General features: G+C 65.2%; 18 protein-coding genes, 1 tRNA gene and 1 other RNA gene. 8 read left to right on the top strand and 12 right to left on the bottom strand.

Translation table 11 applies throughout. The annotated features are described in order from the left end of the window. Positions 1-114: 114 nt before the first annotated feature. The 3 genes from KTQ37_RS00845 to KTQ37_RS00855 all read left to right on the top strand — a co-directional run bounded on the left by KTQ37_RS00845 (position 115) and on the right by KTQ37_RS00855 (position 3,187). Entirely contained in the window at positions 115-1,125 is a 1,011-nt protein-coding gene (locus tag KTQ37_RS00845) for an ABC transporter substrate-binding protein (protein ID WP_218628573.1), read from the top strand. 72 nt (positions 1,126-1,197) lie between these two features. Continuing rightward, a complete protein-coding gene (locus KTQ37_RS00850) occupies positions 1,198-2,106 on the top strand; it encodes an ABC transporter permease (protein WP_218628574.1) in 909 nt (302 codons plus the stop codon). Next, positions 2,099-3,187 (top strand): quaternary amine ABC transporter ATP-binding protein, encoded by a 1,089-nt coding sequence (locus KTQ37_RS00855; protein ID WP_218628575.1) that lies wholly within the window; start codon positions 2,099-2,101, stop codon positions 3,185-3,187. The genes KTQ37_RS00850 and KTQ37_RS00855 overlap by 8 nt, the downstream gene beginning before the upstream one ends. Before the next feature lie 330 nt (positions 3,188-3,517). Here the strand turns inward: KTQ37_RS00855 and KTQ37_RS00860 are convergent. Then, positions 3,518-3,594, bottom strand: a tRNA-His gene (locus KTQ37_RS00860). Between the two features lie 151 nt (positions 3,595-3,745). Here KTQ37_RS00860 and KTQ37_RS00865 point away from each other — a divergent pair. Then, positions 3,746-3,979, top strand: coding sequence for a DUF6324 family protein (locus KTQ37_RS00865; RefSeq protein ID WP_218628576.1), 234 nt, complete (start codon positions 3,746-3,748; stop codon positions 3,977-3,979). Between the two features lie 3 nt (positions 3,980-3,982). On the opposite strand, the gene KTQ37_RS00870 is transcribed toward KTQ37_RS00865, so the two are convergent. Beyond that, complete coding sequence (locus tag KTQ37_RS00870) at positions 3,983-4,438, bottom strand: MmcB family DNA repair protein (protein ID WP_218628577.1); 456 nt, start codon at positions 4,436-4,438, stop codon at positions 3,983-3,985. Between the two features lie 42 nt (positions 4,439-4,480). Continuing rightward, on the bottom strand, positions 4,481-4,870 hold the full coding sequence (locus KTQ37_RS00875) for a diacylglycerol kinase (RefSeq protein ID WP_218628578.1): 390 nt from the start codon (positions 4,868-4,870) through the stop codon (positions 4,481-4,483). Between the two features lie 101 nt (positions 4,871-4,971). Here KTQ37_RS00875 and ssrS point away from each other — a divergent pair. Next, a non-coding RNA gene (gene ssrS, locus KTQ37_RS17045) (6S RNA) lies at positions 4,972-5,131 on the top strand. A 69-nt stretch (positions 5,132-5,200) separates the two neighbouring features. Here ssrS and KTQ37_RS00880 read toward each other — a convergent pair. From KTQ37_RS00880 to KTQ37_RS00900, 5 genes are all read right to left on the bottom strand, one after another. After that, positions 5,201-5,536: a hypothetical protein gene (locus tag KTQ37_RS00880; protein ID WP_218628579.1), complete on the bottom strand. Its 336-nt coding sequence runs from the start codon at positions 5,534-5,536 to the stop codon at positions 5,201-5,203. 138 nt (positions 5,537-5,674) lie between these two features. Beyond that, a complete protein-coding gene (nusB, locus tag KTQ37_RS00885; RefSeq protein WP_218628580.1) occupies positions 5,675-6,178 on the bottom strand; it encodes a transcription antitermination factor NusB in 504 nt (167 codons plus the stop codon). After that, positions 6,175-6,726 carry a 6,7-dimethyl-8-ribityllumazine synthase gene (locus KTQ37_RS00890; protein ID WP_218628581.1) on the bottom strand — a complete coding sequence of 184 codons (552 nt, stop codon included), beginning with the start codon at positions 6,724-6,726 and terminating at the stop codon, positions 6,175-6,177. Before KTQ37_RS00890 ends, nusB begins: the two co-directional genes overlap by 4 nt. A 10-nt stretch (positions 6,727-6,736) precedes the next feature. Then, positions 6,737-7,870 carry a 3,4-dihydroxy-2-butanone-4-phosphate synthase gene (ribB, locus tag KTQ37_RS00895; protein ID WP_218628582.1) on the bottom strand — a complete coding sequence of 378 codons (1,134 nt, stop codon included), beginning with the start codon at positions 7,868-7,870 and terminating at the stop codon, positions 6,737-6,739. Further along, complete coding sequence (locus tag KTQ37_RS00900) at positions 7,867-8,457, bottom strand: riboflavin synthase (RefSeq protein ID WP_218628583.1); 591 nt, start codon at positions 8,455-8,457, stop codon at positions 7,867-7,869. Before KTQ37_RS00900 ends, ribB begins: the two co-directional genes overlap by 4 nt. 189 nt (positions 8,458-8,646) lie before the next feature. Between KTQ37_RS00900 and KTQ37_RS00905 the strand changes: the two genes are divergently transcribed. The 3 genes from KTQ37_RS00905 (at position 8,647) to KTQ37_RS00915 (ending at position 13,177) form a co-directional block, all read left to right on the top strand. Beyond that, a complete protein-coding gene (locus KTQ37_RS00905) occupies positions 8,647-9,933 on the top strand; it encodes a capsule biosynthesis protein (protein WP_218628584.1) in 1,287 nt (428 codons plus the stop codon). Positions 9,934-10,010: 77 nt separating this feature from the next. Beyond that, positions 10,011-11,141: a polysaccharide biosynthesis/export family protein gene (locus KTQ37_RS00910; RefSeq protein ID WP_218628585.1), complete on the top strand. Its 1,131-nt coding sequence runs from the start codon at positions 10,011-10,013 to the stop codon at positions 11,139-11,141. Next, positions 11,141-13,177: a capsular polysaccharide biosynthesis protein gene (locus tag KTQ37_RS00915; RefSeq protein WP_218628586.1), complete on the top strand. Its 2,037-nt coding sequence runs from the start codon at positions 11,141-11,143 to the stop codon at positions 13,175-13,177. Before KTQ37_RS00910 ends, KTQ37_RS00915 begins: the two co-directional genes overlap by 1 nt. Here the strand turns inward: KTQ37_RS00915 and ribD are convergent. From ribD to KTQ37_RS00935, 4 genes are all read right to left on the bottom strand, one after another. Next, positions 13,174-14,265 carry a bifunctional diaminohydroxyphosphoribosylaminopyrimidine deaminase/5-amino-6-(5-phosphoribosylamino)uracil reductase RibD gene (gene ribD / locus KTQ37_RS00920; protein WP_218628587.1) on the bottom strand — a complete coding sequence of 364 codons (1,092 nt, stop codon included), beginning with the start codon at positions 14,263-14,265 and terminating at the stop codon, positions 13,174-13,176. The two genes, KTQ37_RS00915 and ribD, sit on opposite strands and share 4 nt — an antisense overlap. Continuing rightward, positions 14,262-14,729 (bottom strand): transcriptional regulator NrdR, encoded by a 468-nt coding sequence (gene nrdR, locus KTQ37_RS00925; RefSeq protein ID WP_218628588.1) that lies wholly within the window; start codon positions 14,727-14,729, stop codon positions 14,262-14,264. Before nrdR ends, ribD begins: the two co-directional genes overlap by 4 nt. Positions 14,730-14,871: 142 nt before the next feature. After that, positions 14,872-15,288: a secondary thiamine-phosphate synthase enzyme YjbQ gene (locus KTQ37_RS00930; RefSeq protein ID WP_218628589.1), complete on the bottom strand. Its 417-nt coding sequence runs from the start codon at positions 15,286-15,288 to the stop codon at positions 14,872-14,874. Next, positions 15,288-15,608, bottom strand: a complete 321-nt coding sequence (locus tag KTQ37_RS00935) for a hypothetical protein (protein ID WP_218628590.1) — start codon at positions 15,606-15,608, stop codon at positions 15,288-15,290. The genes KTQ37_RS00930 and KTQ37_RS00935 overlap by 1 nt, the downstream gene beginning before the upstream one ends. Positions 15,609-15,654 lie beyond the last annotated feature (46 nt).

The raw sequence follows: 15,654 nt of genomic DNA on the forward strand, positions 1-15,654 counted from the left end.
CGCGTGGTTTCGATCGGCGCCCTGCCCTCCGCTTAGCATTGGGGGCCTGCGCCTTGCCGGGGGCCCGCAGCACCGCCCGGCATGTCCTTCCCGCTGCCCGACAGGAGTAACCCGATGACGGCCAATCTTGCCAAAACCATGATTTGCACCACCGCCGCCGCCCTGATGTCCCTCGCCACGCCCGCATTGGCGGCCGATACCTGCGGCGATATCTCGATCGCCGAGATGAACTGGGCCTCGGCCGGCGTCGCTGCCTGGGTCGACAAGATCATCCTCGAAGACGGCTACGGCTGTAACGTGACGCTGGTCACCGGGGATACGATGCCCAGCTTCACCTCGATGAACGAGAAGGGCGAACCGGACATGGCCCCCGAGCTTTGGGTCAACGCGGTCAAGAACGCGCTCGACAAGGCGGTTGAGGAAGAGCGCCTCGTCGTGGCCGCCAAGGTTCTTTCGGATGGCGGCGTCGAAGGCTGGTGGATCCCGAAATACATCGCGGAGGAGTATCCCGAGATCAAGACGGTCGAGGACGCCCTCAAGCACCCCGACCTGTTCCCCGCCCCGGAAGACCCCTCGACAGGGGCGCTTTACAACTGCCCGGCAGGCTGGAATTGCCAGATCTCGACCGAGAACCTCTACCGCGCCTATGATGCCGAAGCGAAGGGGTTCGACTTGATCGACACCGGCTCGGCGGCCGGTCTCGATGGCTCGATAGCCAATGCCTATGCCGCAAAGAAAGGCTGGTTCGGTTATTACTGGGCGCCGACGGCGATCCTCGGCAAATACGAGATGATCAAGCTCGATGCCGGTGTGCCGAACGACAAGGCCGATTGGGACGCCTGCACCTCGCAGGCCGAGTGCCTCGATCCGAAGCCGAACGCCTACCCTGTCTCTGACGTCTATACGGTCGTGACCAAAGCCTTCGCCGAGAAAGCCGGCGTCGCGATGGATTACGTCAAGGCGCGGTCCTGGGACAATCAGACGGTCGGCAAGATCCTCGCCTGGATGGACGAAAACCAGGGGACGAATGAGGATGCCGCGCGCTATTTCCTCGAGAACTACAAGGACATGTGGCACGGCTGGGTCGAACCTGAGACCGCCGCGAAGATCGATGCCGCGCTCTGATAGCGGCTGAACTTGCCCGGGCGCGGGCCACGGCCCCCGCCCACCCCCCTTCCCAAAACCCGAGGATCCCCCATGGCAACCTGCTGGGGCCTACCCGACGCCCTCTGTTCCTTCCCGTCGCTCGACGCGAAAAGCCTGCGAATGATGCGAAAGGGCATCGACGACGGCTTTCGCGAGATCGTACGCGCCCATTCCGAGACGATCGACGCGGCCACCGCACCGCTGCAGATCTTTCTAAACTGGCTTGAGAACCTGTTCACCCATGCGCCTTGGCCGGCGATGATGATTGTGATCCTCGCGATCGTATGGGCCGGTGCGCGCAGTTGGCGCACGGTCATCGGGGCGGCGCTGGCGATGGTGCTGATTGGCGTCTTCGGGCTTTGGACCGACACGATGACCACTCTTGCCATGGTCACCGTCGCGACCATCGTCGCGATCCTGATTGGCCTGCCCGTCGGCATTGCGATGGCGCGCTCGGACCGGATCCAGCGCTTTCTCACGCCGCTTCTCGACGTGATGCAGACCCTGCCATCCTTCGTCTATCTCATTCCCGTCGTCGTGATTTTCGGCATCGGCAAGGTGCCCGGCCTGATCGCGGTGGTGATCTATGCCGTGCCGCCGATGATCCGGCTGACCAACCTTGGCATCCGCATGGTCGATCCTGAGGTCACCGAGGCGGCCGATGCGTTCGGCGCCGCGCCCCGGCAAAAGCTCTTCGGCGTCCAGTTGCCGCTCGCGCTGCCCGCGATCATGACCGGCGTTAACCAGACCATCATGATGAGCCTCGCGATGGTGGTCGTGGCGTCCATGGTCGGGGTCGGTGGTCTTGGCAAGAATGTCCTGCAGGCGATCACCAACCAGTATTTCACCACCGGTTTCCTGAACGGCTTTGCCCTCGTCGCCATCGCGATCATCTTCGATCGCACGAGCCAAGCCTTCGGCAAGCGGCTGCAAAAGCATCGCGAGGCCCGCCATGACTGACACGACAACGCTCCCTCCGCAGCCCACGGATGCGGATCAACCGGCCCGCTCCGGCATCGAGATCCGAAATCTTTACAAGATCTTCGGCCCACATCCCGAGCGCTGGATCAAGCACGTGCAGGAGGGGATGACCAAGGAAGAGCTGAACGACCGGCACGATCATGTACTGGGCCTGCGCGACATCTCACTCGATCTCGCACCGGGCGAGATCTCGGTGATCATGGGGCTGTCCGGCTCGGGGAAATCCACGTTGATCCGCCATATCAACGGCTTGATTGCCCCGACCGCAGGCCAGATTCTCTATGAGGGGCGCGATGTCGTGGCCATGAGCACGAGCGATCTGCGCACGTTCCGGCGCACGAAAACCGCGATGGTGTTCCAGAAGTTCGCGCTATTGCCGCATCGCACCGTGCTGGAAAACACGCTCTACGGCCTCGATATCCGCCATATCCCGCGCGATCAGGCCGAGCCGGTCGCGCGCAAATGGATCGACCGGGTGGGTCTCAGCGGCTTCGAAGCGAATTACCCCAGCCAGCTTTCCGGCGGCATGCAGCAGCGTGTGGGCCTGGCCCGCGCCCTGGCGAATGACGCGGACATCCTGCTCATGGACGAGGCCTTTTCCGCGCTCGATCCGCTGATCCGGATGGATATGCAAAAGGTGCTGCTCGAATTGCAGGAAGAGCTGCGAAAGACCATCGTCTTCATCACCCACGACCTCGACGAGGCGCTGCGTCTGGGCGATTCCATCGCGATCCTGCGCGATGGCGCGCTTGAGCAAACCGGCACGGGGCAGGATATCGTGCTGCGCCCGGCAAATGATTACATCGCCGAGTTCGTGCGCGAGGTGAACCGTGGCAAGGTGATCCGGGCCGAGCGTTTGGCCCGCCCGCTCGCCCCTGACGAGCCCCCGCCGCGGCTCCGCGTCGAGGGCCGCAGGGTAATCGAGCTTGTGGCACGTGACATGGCGCAGATGGGCGAAACCCACGCGCTGGTGACAGACCGCAAGGGCACCGAGATCGGCGTGATCGAGGCCAGCACGATCCTCTCGGCCATGGTTACCCCGGCCGAGAGTCTCACCTAAGCAAATCTGCGCGACAACCCCCGAGTCCGGGCAATGCGTTTGCCCGGACCCACTGACCGGGGTGCCCTAACCGCCCTGCCCTGCGCGGCGCGAACAAGCAGCCCCCTCCGCAGACGATCTACGGAAACTGATCCGGCAAGGCTGCTTGCCTGCGAAAGCGCCGACGGCGCGCGCGATCACGCAAGGATCGGCGCAAGCAATCGTTATCTTTGTGAGGAAAGCGGCAGCATTGCGCAGGTGGGCTGACCGCGCTACGGGCGCATGACGCAGAAACCGCGATGCAACATGTCGCAACCGGTTTTAGGCATCTGGGTTTCTGTCGTGGAAGAGTGGTACAGCCTCCCCGGCTCGAACGGGGGACCCCCAGATCCACAATCTGGTGCTCTAACCAACTGAGCTAAGGCTGCACTGCGCGCGGATTTAGCCCCAGTGGCGCGGGATTGCAAGAGCCTGCGGACCGAAGCGCGCGCATTTTCCGCCTCGGAGCGCTCCGCGATTTCCGTTGCGCCGCAGCCCCTTCAACGATACCGAAGCAATTCAGACAAAACGGAGGCCACCATGGGTATCGATAGCGAAAGCGAGGTCGCGGCGAATCTTCAGATCGGGCCGACCTCGATCGGAATGGTGCGGATCTATGTCGAGGGCGAGGGAATCGACCTGCCGCTCGATTTCGATCCCGAAGAGGCCGAGGAGATCGCCGAAGAGCTTCTGGCCGCAGCCGAGGCCGCGCGCGAGATCCTCTCAGGCGGCGCGCAGAACTCTGGCGGCAAGCCCAGGAAGGGCAAGCGCTAAGCGCTAGATCAGCCCCGCGCGCGGCATTCCGGGATCGAGCCGCGATTGCAGGCGCTGCGCAGCGACCCGCGCGAAATCGAGCATCAGCGACTTGCGCCGCGCGGGCGCCAAGGCCCTGTGCGGCGCCTCGCGCAGCAGCTCGGCGCCGTAGCCATCGGCGATGAAAAGCCCGGTCCCCTCGGGCAGTAGCTCAAGCGGAAAATCCCGATCTACCGCCCAGAAATAGCGGTCGCACCAGTCGAGATAGCCCTCCCATTTCCGATCCGACATGAAATCCGCGCGGCTCGACTTGCACTCGATGATCCAGACCTCGCCCTTGCGGCCAAGCGCCATCAGATCGGCGCGCAGGCGCGGGCGCAGCGGCATCTCGGCCACGCAGGCAAATCCCAGATCGAGCAAGCAACGGCTGGTGCCGCGCGCCAGAATCTGGCCGGGGGCAAGGGAGGCTTCGGGGTTCATACGAAAAATATGAACGAAACGTGAACGAATGTCCAGCGGCGGCTAGCTGCCGCAGAGCGCCTGCCAAACCACCCACACCAGCAGCACGCCATGCGCCACGAGCAGGCACATCACCGCAAGCGAGCCTAGATCCTTGGCATCGCGCGCCGCCTCAGACCATTCGGGCGACACACGATCCACCAGTGCTTCAATGGCGGTATTCAGCGCCTCAACCGCGACCAGCAGGCAAAACAGGATGACGAAGGCAAGGATCACCGCCCCACCAGCCCCAAGCGCCAGATAGGCTGCCAGCAGCACAACGAAGGCCAGCACCTCATGCCGGAAGGCGGATTCGCGCGACAGGCGGCGCAACCCGCCGACCGAGTAGCGCGCGGCCGCAAACAGATGAGCAAGCCCATGCTTGCGCGGGGGAATCTGATCTGATGACGACATGGGCCCTCCGGGTCAGGCCGACGGTGCACGACGCGGCGTTCCAAGGCAAGCGCATGATGGCCCTTGTCGAGCGCCCCCCGGGCGCCTATCTGTGGGCTCGGCGGTTACTGCTCTTCTCGTGAACGGGGCCCTTTTCCAGTGGCCGATAAGCATTTCCGAGGGGGCTGGCTCTGCCGGGACCGTGGTCTCGGTATCTGGCTCCCACCTGATTTAGTCAGGCTCTCGGGAAATTCACGCCCCCACGGTCGCTGCGGTTTCCGCCACCTTCCCTCAGCGCAAAGAAAAAGCCCCCCGAAACCGGAGGGCCTTGGTGCGCGCTACGCGAGATGATCAGCGCGGCATCTTGCGGCGCTGCACCGGGGCCTCGACCCGCACGGGCACCATCTGCGCCGAAGCATCCACCGCAGGGATCGCGTCGCGCTTGCCGCCGCCGGAGGCGCCATCGTCATGCCCCATGCGCATGATGCAGATCGCGAACTGCACGCCCGAGAAAACGACGGTGTTGAACACGACTAGCAGCGCCACCGCGATATACCCGATGTCCGAGCTGGAAATCAGGTGCCACAGGTTCGCAACGTTGAACCACAAAAGCAGCCCGACGAATGCGACCGACAGGCCGAGTCCTGCGAAGACGTTGCGAATATAAAGCCGAACGAGTTCAGGCATGGCGACTCCCTTTCCGTTATCCCCAATGTAGCGCAGGATTTGCGAAATCAAACGGTCTATCTCGCCGCAGGGCAGCGGCGCGGCGGAAATCGGCGCAGAGAAAACGCCGAATGCGCGGCAGATCGGCAGAGTCGGGGCTCAGAACGCCTCGGGACGGAATTCATGCGCCATGTGATCAAGCACGGCGTTGACGAATTTCGGTTCTTTCCCGTCGGGGAAGAAGGCGCGCGCGACATCCACGAACTCGGTGATGACCACCTTGGGCGGGGTGCCGGGGTTCAGAAGCTCGGCGCCCGCCGCGCGGAACAGTGCGCGCAGCACCGGGTCGATCCGGTCGATCGGCCATTTTGCCACCAGCGCGCGATCCGTCGCCTGGTCGATCTTGGCCTGCCAGACAACCGCGTCATCCATCAGGCGGCGGAAGAGGTTGCCATCGCCTTCGGCCAGTTCATCGCCGCCGTCTTCCAGCGCGGTGCCGAAACGGAAGGTCTCGAACTCGCGCACGACACGGTCCACCCCCTGCCCCGAGGCTTCCATCTGAAACAGCGCCTGCACCGCGTAAAGGCGGGCGGCGGATTTCATCTGGCGCTTTTCTTCAAGCGTGCGCTTCTTCGGCGTTTCGGGGGCGGTGTCGTCGGTCATGCTTGGCTCGGTCCTTCGGTCTCGCCGGCGATGCGGAACGACTCACCCTGCGGGCGGAATCCGATCCCTTTCGTCCGGCCCGCCCATTTGCGCGATAGCGCGACAAGATGCAAGGCCGCAGCGGCCGCACCGCCGCCCTTGTTCTGATCGGCCGGATCGGCGCGGACCTCGGCCTGCTTGCGGTTCTCGACCGTCAGGATGCCGTTGCCGAGGCAAACGCCCTGCAAGCCGAGCATCGTCAGCCCGCGCGAGCTGTCGTTGCAAACAGTGTCGTAATGCGTGGTTTCGCCCCGGATCACGCAGCCAAGCGCGACGTAGCCGTCATAATCGGCCATGCGCGAAGCCATGGCGATGGCGGTCGGAACCTCAAGCGCGCCGGGCACCTCGACCAGATCGACCGTGGCACCCGCCGCGGCGGCCACGGCCATGGCACCCGCCACGAGGTTGTCGGCGATGTCCTTGTAATAAGGCGCGACGACGATCAGCAGACGCACCGGCTTGTCAAAGCTCGGCATCGGCGGGGTGTAGTGCAACTCGTGTCCGGCCATGATCGCCTCCTCAGTATCCGCGCGTGCCCGCGATTTCGAGCCCGTAGCCCTCAAGCCCCACCACCTTCGGCAGGCCCGAATTGGTCAGCAAGACCAGCTTCGACAGACCAAGCGCCGACAGGATCTGCGCGCCAAGCCCGTATTGGCGCAGCGTCTGCGGCGAGGCTTCGCCCGGGCGCGACATCTTCATCGAGGTCTCGCGCAGCAGCACGACAACGCCACGCCCCTCTTCGGCAATGGCCTGCATCGCGCGGCCCATCTCACCCTGCTTGGCGGGGTTGAGGCCCAGCACATCGACCATCGGATCAAGCGCATGCATCCGCACCAGAACCGGCTCTTCGGACGAGATATCGCCCTTGCTCAGCACGATATGCTCGGCGCCCTCGGTCTCGTCGCTGAAGATGCGCATCGACCAGTCGCCGCCGTAAAGCGAATGCACCGCACTGTGCGAGGTTTCGCGCACGAGGTTGTCGTAGCGACGGCGATAGGCGATCAGGTCCGAGATCGTGCCGATCTTGAGGCCATGTTTCTGCGCGAAACCGATCAGGTCGGGCAGACGCGCCATCGAGCCGTCCTCGTTCATGATCTCGCAGATCACACCGGCGGGGTTCAGCCCGGCGAGGCGCGAAATATCGACCGCAGCCTCGGTATGGCCGGCGCGCACCAGCACGCCGCCTTCGCGGGCGCGCAGCGGGAAGACGTGGCCCGGGGTGGCAATGTCGGCCTGCCCCTTGCTGGCGTCGATTGCCACGGCAATCGTGCGTGCGCGGTCATGGGCCGAGATCCCGGTCGAGACCCCCTCGCGCGCCTCGATCGAAACGGTGAAGGCGGTTTCATGGCGGCTCGAGTTCGACGACGACATCAGCGACAGGCCGAGCGCGTCGATCCGCGCGCCGGGCATCGCCAGGCAGATCAGCCCGCGCCCGTGCATCGCCATGAAGTTGATCGCATTGGGCGTCGCCATCTGCGCGGGGATCACCAGATCGCCCTCGTTCTCGCGGTCCTCGTGATCGACCAGGATGAACATCTTGCCGTTGCGAGCGTCCTCGATGATCTCCTCGACCGAGGAGATCATGTCCGAATAGCTCTGCTCGACCGGGCCGGGCGTTTCGTGATTGCCGGACTTGTCTGCCGGTTGGGTCATGCGTTCCACTCCTGCAGCCGGGCGACATAGCGCGCCAGCGTGTCGATTTCGAGATTGATCCGGTCGCCGGTCTGCGCCTGCCCCCAGGTCGTCACCGCCTTGGTATGCGGAATGATGTTCACGCCGAAGTCGCTGCCCGACACCTCGTTGACCGTCAGCGACGTGCCGTTCAGCGCCACCGATCCCTTGGGCGCGATGAACTTGGCCAGCGCCTCGGGGGCGCGGAAGGTGAAGCGGGTCGAGTCGCCCTCGTCGCGCATCGCCACGATCTGCGCCACGCCATCGACATGGCCCGAGACGATATGGCCGCCCAGTTCATCGCCCACTTTCAGCGCGCGCTCGAGGTTGAGCGTACCGCCCACGCGCCAGTCGCCGACATTGGTTCTCGATACGCTCTCGGCCGAGATCTGCACGTCGAACCAGTCGGCGCCCTTCTCGATCACGGTCAGGCACACGCCGTTGCAGGCAATCGAGGCGCCGATATCCACGCCGCCCATGTCATAGTGGCAGCCGATCCGCGCGCGCAGATCGCCCGCCTGTTCGAGCGCCCGAACCTCGCCCAAATCGGTAATGATCCCGGTGAACATGGCTCACTCCCCTTGCTTTGCCCCTGCCTAGCCCGCGCCGCCCCCCCACGCAAGACCCGCGCCGCGCCGTCACGCGCGCCGCATTGCACATATGCTGCGCGGATTAACCGGCAAGACACCCGCATGGGTGAAAATCCGTGACAGGCCGAGCGATTTCCGCCACAGAAGCCTCCGAACCCCGAGAGACCGATGACCCGCTACGACACCCGCCATTTCCTGCTGCTGCAAGGGCCGCATGGGCCCTTCTTCTGGCAGTTGGGGCGGATGCTGCGCAGCGCGGGCGCCTCGGTCTGGCGTGTCGGCTTCAACCAAGGCGATGAGGCCTTCTGGCGTGACCCGGCAACGCAGATCCGCTTTCAGGACGCGCCCGAGGATTGGCCCGCCCGCATCCGCGATCTGCTGGCCGACAAACGCATCACCGATCTTGTGCTTTACGGCGATACACGCCCGATTCACGCGCAGGCCATCGCCGCCGCCCGCGCCGCAGGCATCACCGTGCATGTCTTCGAAGAGGGCTACCTGCGCCCCTATTGGGTCACTTATGAACGCGGTGGCTCGAACGGGCATTCGCGCCTGATGCAGATGGGCGTGGCCGAGATGCGCACGGCCTTGGCGCAAAGCCAGATCGACTGGCCCGATGCCCCCGCGCATTGGGGCGACATGCGCCAGCACATCTTCTACGGCGCGCTTTATCATTTCTTCGTCATGGCGCTGAACGGGCGTTACCGAAGCTTCCGCCCCCATCGCGCGATCACCGTTCGGCAAGAGTTTCACCTCTACCTGCGGCGCTTGCTGCTGCTGCCGCTGCACCGGGTTGAGCGCTGGATCGCCACGGCGCGCATCCGTTGGGGCGGCTTTCCCTATCACCTCGTGCTGCTGCAACTGGAGCATGACGCGAGCTTCCGCGCGCACTCGCCCTTCGCCTCGCAGACCGAGTTCATCGACCTCGTGATGGCCGGGTTCGCCGAGGGGGCCGCGCCGCATCACCATTTGGTCTTCAAGGCCCACCCGCTGGAAGACGGGCGCGCGCCCATAGCCCAGGCGATCCGCATGGCCGCAGCCAAACACGGCCTTGGCGGGCGCATCCATTTCGTGCGCGGCGGCAAGCTTGCGCGGTTGCTGGCGCAGGCGCGCTCGGCGGTGACGGTGAACTCGACCGCAGCGCAGCAGGCGCTTTGGCGCGGGCTGCCGGTCCGGGCCTTCGGTCGCGCGGTCTTCGACAAGCCCGAGTTCGTCTCGACCCAACCCCTGCCCGCGTTTTTCGCCGCACCCGCCCGCCCGGACAGCCGTGCCTATCGCGACTATCGCCACTACCTGCTTGAGACGAGCCAGGTGCCCGGCGGCTTCTATTCGGCACGCGGGCGGCGCGTGCTGCTACGTCAGGTGGTGGACATGATCCTTGCCCCGCAAGACCCATACGACGCGCTCAGCAACGGGATTGCGGCGCCGCGACAACAATTAAGGGTTGTAAAATGAAGATGCTGGTTTTTACCTCCCCCACCCGCTAGTTTGAGCCCAACTTGAGAAAAGCCCCCCGCAAAGGAGCCCGAGCAGTGCCTCTGTCTTTCAGCCGCAAGGCCCTTACGGCCACCCTTTCGGTTGCCCTTCTGACCACTGCGGCTTGCAGCCTGCCCCGCTCGGGTCCGAAGAAAGACGAGATCCTTTCGGCCTCCGCGCTCGCCGAAAGCAAAGCCTTCGTCGTCCCGATGAGCGACAGCGTCGTGGCCGCCACCTCGGTCGAATCGCAAACCGGCTTTTCTGCGGCCTTCCGCAATGCGGGACTGATGGGATCGGACACGATCAGCCCGGGCGACACGCTCAACCTTGCGATCTGGGAGAACGTCGACGACGGGCTGCTGGCGCAACAAGGTCTGGGCTCGACGCAGCTTGCCGGCCTGCAGGTCGATGGCACCGGCCAGATCTTCGTGCCCTATGCCGGGCGCATTCAGGCCGCCGGCAACTCGCCCGACGAGCTGCGCCGTATCATCACCGAGAAGCTGGCCACCCAGACCCCCGATCCGCAGGTTTCGGTCACCCGCGTCGCGGGCGACGGCGCCACCGTGTCGATCATGGGCGCGATCGGCGGTCAGGGCGTCTATCCGCTTGAGCGGCCTACCCGCACGCTGGCCACGATGCTTGCGAAGGCGGGCGGCGTTTCGGCCAAGCCCGAGGTCACCAAGATCACCGTCAAGCGCGGCAAGAACACGGGCTCGATCTGGCTGCGCGACCTTTACGCCAACCCGCAGCTTGATATCGCGCTGCGACCGGGCGACGTGATCCTGATCGAGGAAGACCGGCGCGCCTTCATCTCGCTCGGGGCGCTTGGCCAGCAGGCGCGCGTGCCCTTCCAGGTGCCCGAGATGTCGGCGCTCGACGCGGTGGCCTCGGTCGGCGGCCTGCAATCAGGCCTTGCCGACCCCACCGGCATCTTCGTCTTCCGTGACGAAAGCGCCCCTGTCGCCGGGCAGATCCTCGGCCGTGCCGATCTGGTCGGCGATCAGCGCATGATCTACGTGCTCGACCTGACCGCCCCCGAGGGGATATTCCTCGCCCGCGAGTTCGACATCCGCGACGGCGACACGGTCTATGTGACCGAAGCCCCCTATGTGCAGTGGCACAAGACGCTATCGGCCCTGACCGGCTCGGTCAGCACGGCCAATTCCCTCGGCTCAATTGTGAACTGATGGCCGGGCACACCCCAAACGAGGCCGCCGGAGCACTGTCCCGGCGGCTTTATTTTTACAACGCGGGTTTCGCGCTCCAACCCCGGCTGCGTGAGATCCTGCGCGCCGCGGGGTGGGAGCTGCGCCTCGGTCGCCCCGGTGAAAACGATCGCGTCGTGGTCTGGGGACGCTCGCCCTACGCCGCGCGGGGCGAGGCCGCAGCCGCCCGCCATAGCGTCGGCATTGTGCGGGTCGAGGATGCCTTTCTACGCTCGGTCCGGCCCGGACGCGCGGGCGGCGGCGGGCCGCTTGGTCTGTTGATCGACCCCGAGGGGGTGCATTTTGACAGCAGCCACCCCTCGATGCTCGAGCGCATCCTTGCGCGCGACCCGCTCGACGACGGCGCCATCCTGCAACGTGCGCGCGACGGCATGGCACGGCTCAAGCAGGTCGAGCTGTCGAAGTACAACGATTTCGACATGGATCTGCCCGACCCGGCTCCGGGCTATGTGCTGGTGATCGACCAGATCGCCGACGATGCCTCGATCCGATATGGCGGCGCGAATGCCGCGACCTTCCGCGAGATGCTCGCCGTGGCGCAGATCGAGAACCCCGGCGCGCGCATCTATATCAAGCGCCACCCGGAGACGCTCTCCGGGCACCGCCCCGGCCATTATTCTCAGGCCAGTTGCGACGCGCGAACGGAGTTGCTGGATGCGCCGATCTCGCCCTGGAAGCTGCTCGACGGCGCCATCGCGGTCTACACCGTCTCGTCGCAGATGGGGTTCGAGGCAATCTTGGCCGGGCACCGCCCGCGTGTCTTCGGCCAGCCCTTCTACTCGGGCTGGGGCCTGACGCAGGACGAAAACCCCGTTCCGCGGCGCAGCCGCAGCCTGACGCGCGCACAGCTGTTCGCCGCCAGTCACATCCTTGCGCCGACCTGGTATGACCCCTGCCGCAAACGCCTGTGCAGTTTCGAAGAGGCACTCGACCAGCTTGAGGCCGAAGTGCGCGCCTATCGCGAGGATCGCCTCGGCCATGTGGCCACGGGAATGCGGCTATGGAAGCGCGGCCACCTGCAAGGCTTCTTCGGCCGCGAACAGGCGCTGCGCTTCGTCAACGATCCGCAGAAGGCGACTGCCAGCGCCCAAGGCTCGGGCCGCAACCTGCTGATCTGGGCAGGCAAGGAACCCGCAGACCTCGCCTCCCCCGCCCTGCGGGTCGAGGACGGGTTCCTGCGCTCGCGCGGGCTTGGCGCAGCGCTGACCCCCCCGCTGTCGCTGGTGACCGACCGACAGGGCAACTATTACGACCCGAAGCGCCCCTCGGATCTGGAAGACCTGATCGCCTCAGAGCCGCCGCCGGGCGGGCGTTTACGGGCTGAGCGGCTGATCGACCGAATCCGCCGCGCGAACTTGTCGAAATACAACATCGGCGAGCCGGTCGGCGACCTCCCGCCGGGACCGCGCATTCTGGTTGTCGGGCAGGTCGAGGATGATGCTTCGATCCGCCTCGGCGCGGGAAAGATCTGCACTAATCTTGCACTTCTGGAACTCTGTCGAACGAATAATCCAGGCAGAATTATTCTTTTCAAACCTCACCCGGATGTCGAAGCCGGTCTGCGCGCTGGTGCGCTTGCAGATACCGACGCGCTACAGTTCGCGGACCGGATCTTGCACAATTGCGATGCCGGAATGTTGTTGGATGCCGTCGATGAGGTCTGGACGATGACCTCGCTGCTCGGCTTCGAGGCGCTGCTGCGCGGGTTGCCAGTGACCTGCACAGGCGCGCCCTTCTATGCCGGATGGGGCCTGACGCGCGATCTGGGCGAGGTTCCCGCGCGGCGCAAGGCCCGCCCCGATCTATTGCAACTCGCCCATGCCACGCTGATTGCCTATCCGCGTTACCGCGATCCGGTCTCTGGCCTGCCCTGCCCACCCGAGGTGATCGTCGAGCGGTTGGCCACAGGCATCCCACCCCGACGTGGGCTTGGCAATCGGCTGTTGGCCAAGGCGCAGGGTCTGCTGGCAAGTTACGCTTTTCTCTGGCGGCGCTAGCGCTGGCGCCAGCGGTGCAGCACGTCACCGCCAATCCGAGTCACTTCGACCAGATCGAAGCGTGGTGCATCGGCCAGCCGCTCCAATCCCAAGGCTCCCAAGGCAGGCCGCGCATCAGCGCCGAGGCCCACCCCGGCAGTAAAGCCGATCAGCTCATCCACCATCCCGGCGCGCATCAGTGATGCGGCGAACTGGCCGCCGCCCTCGCAAAAGACGCGGGTCAGCCCGCGCGCGCCAAGCGCCTGCATCATCGGAGCCGCCTCAAGCCCCCCGGCACCGCAAGGCAGTTCGATCAGTTCCGCGCCCAGATCCTGCCAGAACTGCCGGGCCTCGCGCGGCGCCTCTGCACCATGCACTAGCCACAGCGGCGCCTGATCCAGCGACCCGGCCAGCCGCCCTCGCGGCAGATCGAGCCGGGCCGAAGCGACCACCCGCACCGGCTGGCGCAGCGGCCGGAACCCACGCACCGTCAGCAGAGGATCATCTGCGCGCGCCGTGCCGCCGCCAACCAGAACCGCGTCAAACTGCGCCCGCAGCGCATGGACGCGCGACCGGGCCTCGGGGCCGGTAATCCACTGGCTTTCACCGCTCGCAAGCGCGATGCGCCCGTCGAAACTGGAGGCGAGTTTAAGCGCCACCCAAGGCCGACCGCGCTCGATCCGGCTCAGGAACCCGGCCTGCAAATCGCGCGCTTCATCCTCAAGCAGCCCTTCGTCAACCGAGACCCCCGCCGCACGCAGCATTGCATGGCCTCGGCCCGCGACACGAGGATCGGGGTCGGTCATCGCGCTGACAACCCGCGCGACACCGGCCGCAACAAGCCCCTCGGCACAGGGCGGCGTCTTGCCATGATGGGCGCAGGGTTCGAGCGTGACATAAGCGGTCGCATCGCGCGCAGCCGCGCCCGCCTGATCCAGCGCGCGCCGTTCGGCATGGGGGCGTCCGTCCGGTTGCGTCCAACCACGCCCGACGATCCGCCCCTGATTGACAATCACGCAGCCTACAGCCGGGTTCGGCCAGACATTCCCGAGCCCCCGCGCCGCCAATGACAGCGCGAGGCGCATGAACCGCGCGTCAGTCTCGTTCACTCGGCCTCACCGGTGCTCGGGCGAAGCTCGGAGACGAACTTGTCGAAATCGTCTGCCGCCTGGAAGTTCTTGTAAACGCTAGCAAAGCGCACATAGGCAACGGTATCGATGCGGGCCAGCGTTTCCATCACGATCTCGCCGATCACCTTCGAGGGGATGTCGGTTTCGCCAAGGCTTTCAAGTCGCCGCACGATCCCCGAGATCATCTGGTCGATGCGTTCCGGCTCGATCGGGCGCTTCTGCATCGAGATCCGGATCGAGCGCTCAAGCTTGTCGCGATCAAAGTCCTCGCGCTTGCCGGAGGTCTTGATTACCACGAGATCGCGCAGCTGCACCCGCTCATAGGTGGTGAAGCGTCCGCCGCAAGCCGGGCAGAACCGTCGCCGCCGAATTGCGACGTGATCCTCTGCCGGGCGGCTATCTTTCACCTGGGTGTCGACATTACCGCAAAACGGGCAGCGCATCGCTTCCCCCTCCGTTCTGTTTCCGCCTTATCTTGGGGTCTGACGCCCCTCTTATCCACAGGACTATAGGTGCGCACCGACAGTTTGGGTAGCCAAAATCGCGGGCCACCAAATGCGGTGGGCGAACTGTGGCGCGCCGGACTCAGCGCAGGAGCGCCATGACCTCGCGGCGATGGGGTGCGCGGCGATGTTCGAAAAGGTAAATTCCCTGCCACGTCCCGAGCATCAAGCGCCCGGAAACGACGGGAATCTGCAAACTGACCGGAAGCAGCGCGGCCTTGATATGGGCGGGCATATCGTCGGGGCCTTCATAGGTATGGGTCAGGTAGGCCATCTCGGGGCGGTCTGCGGGCGGCACCAGCCGATGAAAGAACTCGGTCATATCGGTGCGTACTTCGGGGTCGGCGTTTTCCTGGATCAGCAGACTGGCCGAGGTATGCCGGACGAACAGTGTCAGCAGCGCCTCTCCGCGCGTCACCTTACCCACCCAGTCACTGACGTCATGGGTGAACTCGTACAAACCCGGACCGCGCGTCGCGACCTGGAAGAGCGTGTGCATCACAGCCCCGGCTTGAACGGTGCGGCCTGCGCGCGATCCTTGACGTAGATCGCCAGGCACTCTGGGTTGATGTCCATGATCTTGCGTTCTTTGGCGAGGGCGGCATCGACCCCCGCCGCCGAAAGGCCCGTCAGCCGCTGCCCGAGCGGCGCGCGCGAACCATCGCCCACCCCGGTCGCCAGGGCGTAGGTGCCGCCCTCTTCCGCGGTCACGACTGCAAAGCAGGTCCCCACCTGATCCATCCGCGCCTGGCCGGGTTGCGATGCGCCCTCGACGCAGGCGGAAAGAAGGAAAGGAACAAGCAGCAAAAGGCGGGTCATGGCAAATCTCCGTCGGAATTTCACCGAGGTTAACAAGCCAGACCGG

Source organism: Sedimentimonas flavescens (genome assembly GCF_019264375.1).
GTDB classification, from domain to species: Bacteria; Pseudomonadota; Alphaproteobacteria; order Rhodobacterales; family Rhodobacteraceae; genus Rhodobacter; species Rhodobacter flavescens.

What these genes read in the sequence shown, in the direction of transcription:
- KTQ37_RS00850 (WP_218628574.1), top strand. Translation starts at nt 1,198, where the DNA reads ATGGCAACCTGCTGGGGCCTACCCGACGCCCTCTGTTCCTTCCCGTCG.
- KTQ37_RS00900 (WP_218628583.1), bottom strand. Translation starts at nt 8,457, where the DNA reads ATGTTCACCGGGATCATTACCGATTTGGGCGAGGTTCGGGCGCTCGAA.
- KTQ37_RS00880 (WP_218628579.1), bottom strand. Translation starts at nt 5,536, where the DNA reads ATGCCTGAACTCGTTCGGCTTTATATTCGCAACGTCTTCGCAGGACTC.
- nrdR (WP_218628588.1), bottom strand. Translation starts at nt 14,729, where the DNA reads ATGCGCTGCCCGTTTTGCGGTAATGTCGACACCCAGGTGAAAGATAGC.
- ribB (WP_218628582.1), bottom strand. Translation starts at nt 7,870, where the DNA reads ATGACCCAACCGGCAGACAAGTCCGGCAATCACGAAACGCCCGGCCCG.
- KTQ37_RS00855 (WP_218628575.1), top strand. Translation starts at nt 2,099, where the DNA reads ATGACTGACACGACAACGCTCCCTCCGCAGCCCACGGATGCGGATCAA.
- nusB (WP_218628580.1), bottom strand. Translation starts at nt 6,178, where the DNA reads ATGACCGACGACACCGCCCCCGAAACGCCGAAGAAGCGCACGCTTGAA.
- KTQ37_RS00905 (WP_218628584.1), top strand. Translation starts at nt 8,647, where the DNA reads ATGACCCGCTACGACACCCGCCATTTCCTGCTGCTGCAAGGGCCGCAT.
- KTQ37_RS00865 (WP_218628576.1), top strand. Translation starts at nt 3,746, where the DNA reads ATGGGTATCGATAGCGAAAGCGAGGTCGCGGCGAATCTTCAGATCGGG.
- KTQ37_RS00915 (WP_218628586.1), top strand. Translation starts at nt 11,141, where the DNA reads ATGGCCGGGCACACCCCAAACGAGGCCGCCGGAGCACTGTCCCGGCGG.
- KTQ37_RS00890 (WP_218628581.1), bottom strand. Translation starts at nt 6,726, where the DNA reads ATGGCCGGACACGAGTTGCACTACACCCCGCCGATGCCGAGCTTTGAC.
- KTQ37_RS00845 (WP_218628573.1), top strand. Translation starts at nt 115, where the DNA reads ATGACGGCCAATCTTGCCAAAACCATGATTTGCACCACCGCCGCCGCC.
- KTQ37_RS00875 (WP_218628578.1), bottom strand. Translation starts at nt 4,870, where the DNA reads ATGTCGTCATCAGATCAGATTCCCCCGCGCAAGCATGGGCTTGCTCAT.
- KTQ37_RS00930 (WP_218628589.1), bottom strand. Translation starts at nt 15,288, where the DNA reads ATGCACACGCTCTTCCAGGTCGCGACGCGCGGTCCGGGTTTGTACGAG.
- KTQ37_RS00870 (WP_218628577.1), bottom strand. Translation starts at nt 4,438, where the DNA reads ATGAACCCCGAAGCCTCCCTTGCCCCCGGCCAGATTCTGGCGCGCGGC.
- KTQ37_RS00935 (WP_218628590.1), bottom strand. Translation starts at nt 15,608, where the DNA reads ATGACCCGCCTTTTGCTGCTTGTTCCTTTCCTTCTTTCCGCCTGCGTC.